Origin of the sequence: Kitasatospora sp. NPDC059646, assembly GCF_042734615.1 — a bacterium.
Lineage (GTDB): Bacteria > Actinomycetota > Actinomycetes > Streptomycetales > Streptomycetaceae > Kitasatospora.
In genome coordinates, this window is sequence record NZ_JBHWDS010000003.1 from 227,521 (window position 1) to 238,932 (window position 11,412).

Consider the following 11,412-nt stretch of genomic DNA (forward strand, 5'->3'; position numbering starts at 1 on the left):
CTCGGTTCGAATCCGGGCAGGCCGAAGGGCGAGCCGGCCAGCCCGTGTTAATGAGCGTTAACTCTGTGGCCAGGTTAACCAGCGATAACCCGACTGTCTACGATGGGCAGCATGCCCAACCGCCCCGCCGCCCCCGCGCTCCCACGCCGTGACCAGATCCGGAAGGAGGCCGCCAGGCTGTTCGCCGCCCGCGGTTTCCTCGGGGTCGGCGTGGACGAGATCGGCAAGGCGGTCGGCATCAGCGGGCCGGGCCTGTACCGGCACTTCGCGGGCAAGGACGCGATGCTCGCCGACCTCCTGGTGGGCATCAGCGAGCGCCTGCTGGAGGAGGGGCGCCGTCGCGCCGGCTCGGCCGCGGGCCCGCAGGCCGCGCTGGACTCCCTGATCGACGGCCACATCGACTTCGCCCTGGACGACCGCGACCTGATCATCCTGCACGACCGCGAGCTGCTCCACCTCAAGGAGGAGGACCGCCGCCGGGTGCGCCGCCTTCAGCGCGGTTACGTGGAACTCTGGGTGGCGGTGGTGCGCGAGGCCTTCACCGCGCTGGCCGCCGCCGAGGCGGAGCCGGTCGCCCGTGCCGCCGTGCACGCGGTCTTCGGCCTGCTGAACTCCACCCCGCACAGCGCCGCACCCCAGACCGCCCCGGTGGACCCCGCTGCCGAGCGGGCCGGCCTGACCCGGGAGGCCATGGCGGCATTGCTGCGAGCGCTGGCCCAGGGGGCGTTCGTGGCGGCCGCGGCGGAGGTCGCTGCGCCGCGCACACCTGCCTGACCTGCAGGTCTACAGGTGTGTTCACCGTCCGGCGTGAAGATGGCTGCACCCCCGCCTAGGGCGATCGGCCGATGCAGGTGTAGCCGACCGTAGGAGGCGCACCACCGCGTGCTGCGGGCAGGCTGTGAATGGGAAGGAAGCTCGACCTCGGGTCGTTCAGCCTCCTATGCGCCCGTCGAATCCGATGGACGCTCAATCGGCCGAATGGTTAGCATCACTAAATATGCCCGAGACTCATGGTTTCCCAGAGCAAGGCTGGCTCCGCCGGCTCGGTGGCTACTGTTGGCGCTACCGTCGCAACCTGCTGCTGTCCTTCGGGGCGTCGCTCGTCGGCATGGCGATCACCTCGATCGTCCCGCTCATCACCAAGCTGATCATCGACGACGTGATCGCCACGCACCGCCGCCCGCTCACCCCCTGGGCGGTGCTGCTCCTGGTCGCCGCAGCCGGCGTGTTCCTGTGCACGCAGATCCGCCGCTACTACGGCGGGCAGCTCGCCCTCGACGTCCAGCACGACATGCGAGCCGACCTGTTCCGTTCGCTGACCAGGCTGGACGGGCACCGCCAGGACCGGTTGGACACCGGCCAGGTGGTCGGCCGTGCCACCTCCGACCTGCAACTGGTCAACGGGCTGCTCTCGATGATGCCGATGATGACGGGCTACGCCCTGATGTTCGGCATGTCGATGGTGGTCATGCTCTGGCTGTCGCTGCCGCTCACCCTGATCGCGCTGGTGATGGCACCGGTGCTGTGGTGGCTGTCCACGCTCAGCCGCAAGCGCCTGTTCCCCGCCACCTGGGCCGCCCAGCAGCAGGCCGCCGAGGTCGCCGGCGTGGTGGACGCCGCGGTCGGCGGCGTCCGGGTGGTCAAGGGCTTCGGCCAGGAAGCCCAGGAGCGCGGAAAGCTGGAGCGGGCCTCCCGTGCCCTGTTCGCCGCCCGGCTCCGTTCGATCCGGCTGAACGCGCGCTACACCCCGGCGATGCAGGCCGTCCCCGCCCTCGGGCAGGTCGCCGTACTCGCCGTCGGCGGGTGGCTGGCCGTCCGAGGAGACGTCACCCTCGGTACGTTCGTCGCCTTCTCCACCTACCTGGCGCAGATGTCCGGCCCGGTCCGGATGCTCGCCATGGTGATCACCGTCGGCCAGCAGGCCCGGGCGGGTGTGGAGCGCGTCCTGCAGCTGATCGACCAGCGCCCGCTGGTCGCCGACGCGCCGGACGCCCGCCCCCTCGACCCCGACGCGGCCCCGGCCGGCACGCCCGCCCTGGAGCTCGACCAGGTCGACTTCCACTACCGGGCGGAAGAGCACCCCGAGCCGGGCAGCGCCCCCGACGGCGTCCCGGTGCTGGAGGGCCTCACCCTGCGGATCGCCCCGGGCGAGACCCTCGCCCTGGTCGGCGCGTCCGGCTCCGGCAAGTCGACCGTCGCCCAACTGGTGCCCCGCTTCTATGACCCCACGGCCGGCACCGTCCGACTCTTCGGGCAGGACCTCCGCGAAGCCACCCTGGACTCGGTGCGCGCCGCCATCGGTATCGTCCCCGAGGAGAGCTTCCTGTTCTCCGAGACCGTCCGCACCAACATCGCGTACGGTCATCCCGAAGCCACCGAGGAGCAGATCCTCGCGGCCGCCCGGATCGCCCAGGCCGACGGCTTCATCCGGGAGCTCCCCGACGGCTACGACACCAAGGTCGGCGAACAGGGCCTCACCCTCTCCGGCGGCCAGCGGCAGCGCATCGCCCTCGCCCGCGCCGTCCTCACCGACCCCCGCATCCTGCTGCTCGACGACGCGACCTCCGCGGTCGACCCGCAGATCGAGGCGGAGATCCACGACGCGCTGGACAGCGTGATGTCCGGTCGCACCACCCTCCTGATCGCCCACCGCCGCTCGACGCTGCAACTCGCCGACCGGGTCGCCGTCCTGGAGGCCGGCCGGCTGATCGACCTGGGCACCCACGAGGAACTCACCGCCAGGTGTCCGCGCTACCGGTCGCTGATCACCGACCCGGACGCGCTGGCCGCTCCCGCTCCCGTTCCGGCCGAGCCCGAGCAGGCCGAGGCGGAGGTGCAGCCCGCGAACGCGGCGCCGGCCGCGGAGAAGCCCGCCGCCGACGCCGAACTGCTCGCCAAGGTCGCCGCGCTCCCGCCCGCCACCGACACCCCGGACATCCCGGTGGAGCAGGCCGAGGCCGCCGACCCCGGGTTCAACCTGGCCCGACTGCTCGCCCCGTTCCGGCGCCCCCTGCTGCTCGCCCTGCTGCTGGTCGCACTGGACACCGCCGCCGGCCTGACGCTGCCGGTGCTGATCCGGCACGGCATCGACGACGGCGTCAGCAAGGCCGCCATCGGCGGAGTCGCGGTCGCCTCCCTGCTGGCACTGGCCGTCGTCCTGCTCGACTGGCTGGTGCAGGCCACCGAGAGCACAGTCTCCGGGCGCACCGGCGAGCGGGTCCTCTACACGCTGCGGCTGAAGATCTTCGCCCACCTCAACCGGCTCGGCCTCGACTACTACGAGCGCGAGCTGACCGGCCGGATCATGACCCGCATGACCACGGACGTGGACTCCATCTCCTCGTTCCTGCAGACCGGTGTGGTCACCGCGGTGGTCAGCCTCTTCACCTTCGTCGGCATCTTCGCGGCCCTCGTCGTGATCGACCCGGGCCTCGCCCTGGTCGTCCTCACGGTGCTGCCGCCGCTGATCATCGCCACCCTGCTGTTCCGCAAGAAGTCCGCCCAGCAGTACCAGATCTCCCGCGACCTGATCAGCACGGTCAACGCCGACCTGCAGGAGAACGTCGCCGGCATGCGGATCGTCCAGGCCTTCCGCCGCCAGGACGCCAACACCGACCGGTTCGTCGAACGCGGCCTCGCCTACCGGCACGCCCGGGCCAAGGCACAGCTGTACATCTCGCTGTACTTCCCGTTCGTCCAGTTCCTGTCCAGCGTCGCGTCCGCCCTGGTCCTGATCGTCGGCGCCTCCCGGGTCGACCACGGAACCCTCACCATCGGCGCCCTGGTCGCCTACCTGTTGTACATCGACCTCTTCTTCGCCCCGGTCAACCAGCTCTCGCAGATCTTCGACGGCTACCAGCAGGCCGCCGTCGGCCTGGGCCGGATCCGCGACCTGCTCCGCACCCCCACCACCACGCCCCAGGCCGAGAACCCGATTCCGGTCGGGTCGCTGCGCGGGGAGATCGCCTTCGAGAACGTCAGCTTCGCCTACAACGGCGGCGGCGACGGCAACCCCGAGGTGCTCACCGGGATAGACCTGCGCATACCCGCCGGTCAGACCGTCGCGCTGGTCGGCGAGACCGGCGCGGGCAAGTCCACCCTGGTCAAGCTGGTCGCCCGGTTCTACGACGCCACCGGCGGCACCGTCCGGGTCGACGGCACCGACCTGACCAGCTACGACCTGGAGGGCTACCGGCACCGGCTCGGCGTCGTCCCGCAGGAGGCCTATCTGTTCGCCGGGACGGTCCGCGACGCCATCGCCTACGGCAGGCCCGGGGCGAGCGACGCCGACGTCGAAGCCGCAGCCAAGGCGGTCGGCGCGCACGACATGATCATCCGGCTCAGCGGCGGCTACCAGCACACCGTCGCACCCCGGGGCCGCAACCTCTCCGCCGGTCAGCGCCAGCTCATCGCCCTCGCCCGGGCCGAACTGGTCGACCCCGACATCCTGCTGCTCGACGAGGCCACCGCCGCCCTCGACCTCGCCACCGAAGCAGCCGTCAACCGTGCCGCCGACCGGCTCGCCGGCGGACGCACCACCCTGGTCATCGCCCACCGGCTCACCACCGCCGAGCGCGCCGACCGGGTCGTCGTCCTCGACCACGGACGAATAGTGGAGGACGGCACGCACACCGAACTCCTCGACCGGGACGGCACCTACGCCAAGCTGTGGAACGCCTTCGTCGCCGAAGGGCACCCCGCACCGGCGCTCGGCTGAGCAACCCGGTCGTCGCCGAGCAGTCCGGCACCGGAGCAGGCCCAGGGCCCGACCACTCGTCGGGCCCGGGCCTGCCGGGGTCGTACAGCCTCACGCCCGAACGGACCGTGCGGCACCGAGCAGTGCCCGAAACAGCACCTCGGCATCCACCCCGGACGGCAACTCGCTGACCTGGCCGTCCCCGACCTCCACCACCCGCCACTCACCGCCCGCGCCGCCGCCTCGGCTCCCGCCGTCGCCGGCTTCCCGCCCGGTGCCGCGCCCACCGCGAGCACTGCCGCCGTCGGCCAGCCGCGCCAGGTCAGTGGTGACGAAGCGGCACCCCAACTCCCGCACCAGTGGCCGAACGGCGGACAGGTCGGGCTCGACCCGGCTTGCGGGGCAGTCGGGATGCGGCCCGATCAGCACCGGCTCGCCGTCCAGCCACCAGACCCGGGCCTCCTCCGTCCGGCCGTCCGCTGCCCGCGCGAACGGTTCGAAGCGGCGGAGCACCAAGCCACCGGCGAGGAACTCGCCCTGCAACTCGGCGAACCGCGAGGCCACCCGCTCCAGCGCGTCCAGGTCGGCCAACTCGGGCACGTAGCACGCCTCGTGCCACTCGTGCTTGCGGGACTTCACGTAGTCCTTCACCACCGCAGGGCCTCGTCCGCCCAGGGCGGCGGCGGCCGCAGCCAGCACGGGACGGTCCCAATCGGCACCGGGCAGCCAGGCACTGGCCGGTGTCACGGGCTCGAAAGTCCGATACCAGCCGGGCAGTTCATGGGCGGCGGCGTAGTGGTCCGGCCCGGTCAGCAACTCGCAGCCGCGGTCCGCCAAGGCCTCGGCGAGTTCGGCGTACCGGGCGGTGGGAATCATCCAGCCCCGGTACCAGAGCGGCCCGGAGCCGCCGGGAACACGCCGGACGGCGTCCTCGGCGTCCCCGGCCAGCAAGGCATCGTGGTCGATCAGCGCCTGCCTGCCGCCGGCAGCCCGGATCAGCCCGGCTTCCCAGGCGAAGTGGGGGTCCGTCCGACGCGGCAGCAGCGGGTCCGAGGGAAGGATGACAGTGGGGTCGGCCATGGCGCTCAGATTAGGTCCACCGATCGGTGGACGGTCCGGCTTTGACCCGGCGTTGACCAGGCGTTCTGCGCCGGCGGTCCACGATGTCCTCCGCCGGGCCCGAAAATTCGATCGACACTCCGTCAGATCTGCTGCGACACTCTCCGTGTGCGGTGGATCACAAGACGTCAGAAGCGCAGAGGCGAACGGCTACCCCGACGAGCGGCGCGAACGGTCGTGCTCTCGCCGCAGGGCGAGGTGTTCCTGTTCCGGTCGGACAACTCCGAAGTCGGGCTGCACTGGAACGCTCCGGGCGGCGGCCTGGAATCCGGTGAGACGCCCGCCGAGGGAGCGCTCCGCGAGCTGCACGAGGAAACCGGCTGGACCGACCTCCGGCCCGGTGAGCTCCTCTGCACCTGGGAGCACGACTTCACCTGGCACGGCACGCCAGTCCGCCAGCACGAACACATATTCCTGACGTACGGTCCGCGGCGTGAGCCGGGAGACGTCGCGGCAGTCCACCGGGTCGACGGCATCCTGGGCTGGCGCTGGTGGACGCCCGCCGAACTGGCCGCACCGGACGCCGATCCGCTCTGGCCGCCGAACCTGCCCGCGCTGATCGCCGCACTCCGCACCGCGGAGCCCGGCCCGATCGTCCCGGTCCACCTCGGCTACCTGCCCAACACCACCCCGAGCACCCCGCGCCGAAGCAGCTGACGGCGGAACAGACGAGGGCGCAGCACCCCGCCCGAGCCGGACCCCGACAGGCGACAGGCAGGAAGAGAGGAGCCGCACGAGGCACGACATCCGCACCCGAACCCGCAGCTGACCGAGCCCGCTCAGCGGACCTGGCGCCGACCCCTCCGGCGTCCACGAGCCGCCGGGACCTCGGCCTGCCAGTCGCGCAGCCCCAACTCGCGGTCGTGCACCGCCTCCGGGTTGATCACCACCGAGAGCAGCGCGGTGCGCAGCTCCTCCAGGCTCATCCCGGTCGAGCGCTGCAACTGCTCGGTGGGCACGGACACCGCGATGGCCGGCCGCCACTCCGGCAGCACCACCTGGCAGGTCCCTGTGCCGAACCGCAGCAACTGGGCGGACACCCGGCGCTCCGCGATCCGGGCAGCCACGGTGGCGACACTCTCGACCAGCCCGGGCGACCCCCCGATCAGCACGCCCATCGGAACACCCGCCGGGGCAGTCGGCGCACCCTCCGCCTCCGCAGGAACCGGCCCGTCCTGCACCGTGCCGCCGAACGGCGCCGACGCGGACGGAACGGCCCGCACCTGGCTCAGCCGCCGCGAAGGCGTCGGCCGCCGCGGAGGCCGCACCCGCCCCGCCGTCACGCCCACACCCCAGACCCCCGACGACCAACTCGACGATCCAGGAGAGCCCGTAGCCCCACCCACAACCAGTCCCGCGGCACCCGCCGGCCCGACGCCGCCGCCGGCCCCGGACGCAGACCCGACCTCGCCCGGCTCCTGCATCGGCCCGGCCTCCCGCGCCTGCCCGGTCACCGTCGACGGCCCGGCCGCCCCCGTCCCCGCCCCGCTCCCGCCGGACAGCACGTGGCCGACCGACACCTGGCGCCCGCCCGCCGCTCTGTGACCGCCCGAGTCGGCGTCAGCAGCCCCGCCCGGGGTCGACCCGGACGGTGCCGAGCCGCGCGCTGCACCGGGACCTGCCGAAGTCGCGCCCGCCGCACCACGGTTGGCGTCCGCCTCCGGCCGGTCCGGCGCGTTCTGGTCGAGCGAGGTCATGGCTGCAGCCCTCCGGATTCTCGGCACGCCCGATCCTGCACCACCGGTGCGCGCCGGGCCAAGGGACGTGCGTGCACAGTCCGCCGGTTCCCGCCCGGCGGGCCGAAATCCGCCCGCCCGCTCTCGACGCCGCGTTATGGTGAAGGCATGTCTCTCACGTCATGCCTGCGCTGGTGGCCGTCCTAGGACGGCCGATCCCCTTGCATGACTCCAGGGCCGTCCGTACGGGCGGCCCCGGCGCGATCATTTCGGACGGGTCCCGATCCCGGCGGGCGGTCATCACCGCGAACCGAGGAGAACCCCCGCCATGACCGCCACCACGCACACGACGCCCGGCACCGCCAACCCGCTGATCGCCACCAGCACCGAAGGCCACCGCCGCATCCTGACCGGCGACCGCCCGACCGGACCGCTGCACCTCGGCCACTACTTCGGCACGCTCCGGAACCGCGTCCAACTCCAGGAGCAGGGGATCGAGTTGATGATCGTGATCGCCGACTACCAGGTGATCACCGACCGGGACCGGGCCGACCGGATCGCCGAGCACGCCGAGAACCTGGTCCTCGACTACCTGGCCGCCGGCGTCGACCCCGACCGCGCCACGATCTTCACCCACAGCGCCGTCCCCGCCCTCAACCAGCTGATGCTGCCGTTCCTCAGCCTGATCAGCGTCGCCGAACTCTCCCGCAACCCCACCGTCAAGGACGAGATCGCCCACTCCCGGCAGTCCGCCGTCAGCGGACTGATGTTCACCTATCCCGTCCATCAGGCCGCCGACCTGCTGTTCTGCAAGTCGGACCTGGTCCCCGTCGGCCAGGACCAGCTGCCGCACCTGGAGACCACCCGCCTCATCGCCCGTCGCTTCAACGACCGCTACACGCCGCTCTTCCCCGAGCCGCAGGCACTGCTCTCCCGAGCTCCGCTGCTCCTCGGCACCGACGGCGGCAAGATGAGCAAGAGCCGCGGCAACGCCATCACCCTCGGCGCCGACGAGGACGAGACCGCCCGACTGCTGCGCGGAGCGGTCACCGACGCGGACCGCCACATCAGCTACGAGCCCGACACCCGCCCCGGCGTCTCCAACCTGGTCCTGCTCATCGCCCTGTGCCAGGACCGGGACCCGCACGCCGTCGCGGAGGAGATCGGTTCCGGCGGAGCGGCCCTCCTCAAGCGCACCGCGACCGAGGCGGTCAACGAGTTCCTCCGCCCCCTGCGGACCCGACGGGCCGAACTCGCCGCCGACCGCGCCGTACTGCGCGACGTTCTGCACACCGGTAACGCCCGCGCCAACGCCATCGCGGACCGCACCCTGGCCGAGGTCCGCACCGCCATGGGCACCTTCTGAACCGGAGCCTCTCAACCGCAGCCGGCTGAAACCGGCTCGCCCCGCCGCCGGCGGGCCGGTCGTCCATGGGGACGACGCGCCCACCGGCAGCGGCGCGGGCATCCGATGAACGCCGCCACCCGCACCAGCGGTTGATCCCCACCTGAGGGAGCCCTTCCTGACGGATCACCAGCAATCGCATCGGGATGGCGGGTTCACGGGCGGGGGATACCGTCAGCAGACGGACCACTCGCCGACCCGCGCCCGGTACGGCCTCCGGTCCCGCTGCCGCTCCGCACCACGAAGGAGTCCCGATGCCCCTGCGCCCGCTCCGTCCCGGTGACCGCGTCGCCCTCGTCGCCCCCAGCGGCGCGGTCGACCCCGCACGACTCGCCCTCGGCATCGACATCCTCAGGTCATGGGGTCTGGAGGCGGTCGTCTTCCCGCACGTCCACGACACCCATCCCACGCTGCCGCACCTCGCCGGCACCGACGCGCACCGGGCTGCCGACCTGCAGGCGGCCTGGCTCGACCCGGAGATCGCGGCCGTCCTCTGCGTCCGTGGCGGCTTCGGCGTGCACCGGATGGTCGACCTCCTCGACTGGGACGCGATGCGTGCCGTGCCGCCCAAGCTGCTGGTCGGGTTCAGCGACATCACCGTCCTGCACGAAGCCGTCGCCCAGCAGCTCGGCGTCCCCACTCTCTACGGTCCGATGCCCGGCGTCGGCACCTTCAGCACCGACGCCCCGGCCGCCGATCACCTCCGCCGCACTCTGTTCGAACCGGCCGACACCACCGTCCTCACCGGAGCCCACGCCGCCACCCTCGTTCCCGGCCGCGCGCACGGCGTCCTGATGGGCGGTTGCGTCTCCCTCCTCGCCGCCGACCGCGGCACCCCCGGCGCCCGCCCGTCGTTCGCCGGCGGCCTGCTCGTCCTGGAGGACATCAACGAGCAGCCCTACCAACTCGACCGCATCCTCACCCAGTTGCGTCGAAGCGGCGCCCTCGACGGAATCGCCGGAGTGGTGCTCGGCTCCTGGGACAGCTGCGGACCACTCGACGGAGTCCGCGCCGTGATGCTCGACCACTTCGGCGGGCTCGGCGTCCCCGTCGTGTGGGAACTCGGTTTCGGTCACGGTCCGTCCTCCCTCACGGTGCCGCTCGGCGTCCCCGCCACCCTGGACGCCGACGCCGCCACGGTCACGCTCGACGCACCTGTTCTCAGCGCATCTACTCACGCGTAGGGTTGCGGCCCATGCGCGTCGAAGGCATCCCCGTCGAAGGCACCTCCACCTCCACCGCCGTTCCGGCGACGGCCGTGGCCCGTGCGCTCGGCCTGCTCCGCGGCCCCGGCAGCGGGACGGGGCGCGTCCTGCTCGGCCTGGCCGGGCCGCCAGCCGCCGGAAAGTCCACCCTCGCCCGCCAGCTGATCGACGAGATCAACCGCCACGAGGGCCCCGACACCGCCGCCTACCTCCCGTTGGACGGCTTCCACCTCTCCAACGCCCAGCTCGACCGCCTCCACCTGCGCGCCCGCAAAGGTGCCCCCGAGACCTTCGACGCCCGCGGCTACCTCGCCCTTCTCCAACGCGCCGCCGCCGACCGCTTCCACGACATCTATGCACCCGACTTCGACCGCACGCTGGACGAACCCGTCGCCGCCCGCCACCTGATCCGCCCCTGCACCCGCCTGGTCGTCACCGAAGGCAACTACCTCGCCTCCTCCGCCACTCCGTGGACGGACGCCCGGGCACTACTGCGCGAACTCTGGTACGTCGACGCCGATCACGCCGCCCGCGACACCCGCCTCCTCGACCGCCACACCGCCGGCGGCCAGGACCCCACCGCCGCACGTCGACGCGTCGACACCAACGATCGGCCCAACGCCGCGTACGTGGAGACCACCCGGGCGGCCTGCGACTGGATCGTCCGCACGGGCTGACTTTGCGCAGGCCCACCGGTTGGCGTAGTGTTGTCTAGTCGCTCGGCAGGGAGCACCGGACACGCATCTGTGTGGACGGTCCCGGGGCGGCCAATCCCTTGAGAACCAAGCAGCTGATCCTGACGGGTCGCGTCCTTTTCGCGTCTCCGTTCGTATTTGCTGTGCGCGTTTTCGGAGATTGCGGCGGATTCGCTTTTCGGAGCGGGGATCGGCTAGAGTTTGAAACGTCGGACGGGCCGTCAGGTCGCGGAAGACACCGGCAAGTCGGATCGAAACTCCGGAAAACGGAGCGGAAAACATCTGATAAGCTGGAAACACGAAAGAACGAAGCGCCCGGAGGGTTCGCAGGAATGCGGCTCGAAGGAAGCGTCCGTTCCTTGAGAACTCAACAGCGTGCCAAAAGTCAACGCCAGATATGTTGACATCCCCGGCCAGCCGGTATCGGTTGGTTGGAGATTCCTTTATGAAGTAACACTAGCGAGGACGCAGTGCGCAGGGCCGCCTTATTCCGGTGGCTGCTGTGCCGCTCCCCGTGGAGACATTCACGGAGAGTTTGATCCTGGCTCAGGACGAACGCTGGCGGCGTGCTTAACACATGCAAGTCGAACGGTGAAGCCCTTCGGGGTGGATCAGT

8 protein-coding genes and 1 rRNA gene are annotated in these 11,412 nt (G+C 71.6%); 7 read left to right on the forward strand and 2 right to left on the reverse strand.

The window, feature by feature from the left end; all coding sequences use genetic code 11:
- Positions 1 to 111: 111 nt before the first annotated feature.
- Positions 112 to 774 (forward strand): TetR/AcrR family transcriptional regulator, encoded by a 663-nt coding sequence (locus ACFV1L_RS03565; protein ID WP_380362488.1) that lies wholly within the window; start codon positions 112 to 114, stop codon positions 772 to 774.
- Between the two features lie 223 nt (positions 775 to 997).
- Positions 998 to 4,717: an ABC transporter ATP-binding protein gene (locus ACFV1L_RS03570; protein WP_380362490.1), complete on the forward strand. Its 3,720-nt coding sequence runs from the start codon at positions 998 to 1,000 to the stop codon at positions 4,715 to 4,717.
- Positions 4,718 to 4,807: 90 nt separating this feature from the next.
- Here ACFV1L_RS03570 and ACFV1L_RS03575 read toward each other — a convergent pair whose 3' ends face one another.
- Positions 4,808 to 5,776, reverse strand: coding sequence for an ATP-grasp domain-containing protein (locus ACFV1L_RS03575; protein ID WP_380362492.1), 969 nt, complete (start codon positions 5,774 to 5,776; stop codon positions 4,808 to 4,810).
- A 216-nt stretch (positions 5,777 to 5,992) separates the two neighbouring features.
- Here ACFV1L_RS03575 and ACFV1L_RS03580 point away from each other — a divergent pair, with 216 nt between their 5' ends.
- The gene (locus tag ACFV1L_RS03580) at positions 5,993 to 6,472 is read left to right on the forward strand and encodes an NUDIX hydrolase (RefSeq protein WP_380362494.1); all 480 of its coding nucleotides are present in this window, start codon (positions 5,993 to 5,995) and stop codon (positions 6,470 to 6,472) included.
- A 122-nt stretch (positions 6,473 to 6,594) separates the two neighbouring features.
- Here ACFV1L_RS03580 and ACFV1L_RS03585 read toward each other — a convergent pair whose 3' ends face one another.
- Positions 6,595 to 6,933 (reverse strand): hypothetical protein, encoded by a 339-nt coding sequence (locus ACFV1L_RS03585; protein ID WP_380362496.1) that lies wholly within the window; start codon positions 6,931 to 6,933, stop codon positions 6,595 to 6,597.
- Between the two features lie 886 nt (positions 6,934 to 7,819).
- On the opposite strand from ACFV1L_RS03585, the gene trpS reads away from it, so the two are divergent.
- The 4 genes from trpS to ACFV1L_RS03605 form a co-directional block, all read left to right on the forward strand.
- On the forward strand, positions 7,820 to 8,857 hold the full coding sequence (trpS, locus tag ACFV1L_RS03590) for a tryptophan--tRNA ligase (protein ID WP_380362498.1): 1,038 nt from the start codon (positions 7,820 to 7,822) through the stop codon (positions 8,855 to 8,857).
- A gap of 293 nt (positions 8,858 to 9,150) precedes the next feature.
- A complete protein-coding gene (locus ACFV1L_RS03595; RefSeq protein WP_380362500.1) occupies positions 9,151 to 10,080 on the forward strand; it encodes an LD-carboxypeptidase in 930 nt (309 codons plus the stop codon).
- 11 nt (positions 10,081 to 10,091) lie between these two features.
- On the forward strand, positions 10,092 to 10,778 hold the full coding sequence (locus ACFV1L_RS03600; RefSeq protein ID WP_380362501.1) for a nucleoside/nucleotide kinase family protein: 687 nt from the start codon (positions 10,092 to 10,094) through the stop codon (positions 10,776 to 10,778).
- 541 nt (positions 10,779 to 11,319) lie between these two features.
- Positions 11,320 to 11,412 (forward strand): 16S ribosomal RNA (locus tag ACFV1L_RS03605); the annotation flags it as partial.

Bases quoted from the DNA above. Each gene is read 5' to 3' on its own strand.
- ACFV1L_RS03565 (WP_380362488.1), top strand. From the start codon at position 112: ATGCCCAACCGCCCCGCCGCCCCCGCGCTCCCACGCCGTGACCAGATC.
- ACFV1L_RS03570 (WP_380362490.1), top strand. From the start codon at position 998: ATGCCCGAGACTCATGGTTTCCCAGAGCAAGGCTGGCTCCGCCGGCTC.
- ACFV1L_RS03575 (WP_380362492.1), bottom strand. From the start codon at position 5,776: ATGGCCGACCCCACTGTCATCCTTCCCTCGGACCCGCTGCTGCCGCGT.
- ACFV1L_RS03585 (WP_380362496.1), bottom strand. From the start codon at position 6,933: ATGGGCGTGCTGATCGGGGGGTCGCCCGGGCTGGTCGAGAGTGTCGCC.
- trpS (WP_380362498.1), top strand. From the start codon at position 7,820: ATGACCGCCACCACGCACACGACGCCCGGCACCGCCAACCCGCTGATC.
- ACFV1L_RS03595 (WP_380362500.1), top strand. From the start codon at position 9,151: ATGCCCCTGCGCCCGCTCCGTCCCGGTGACCGCGTCGCCCTCGTCGCC.
- ACFV1L_RS03600 (WP_380362501.1), top strand. From the start codon at position 10,092: ATGCGCGTCGAAGGCATCCCCGTCGAAGGCACCTCCACCTCCACCGCC.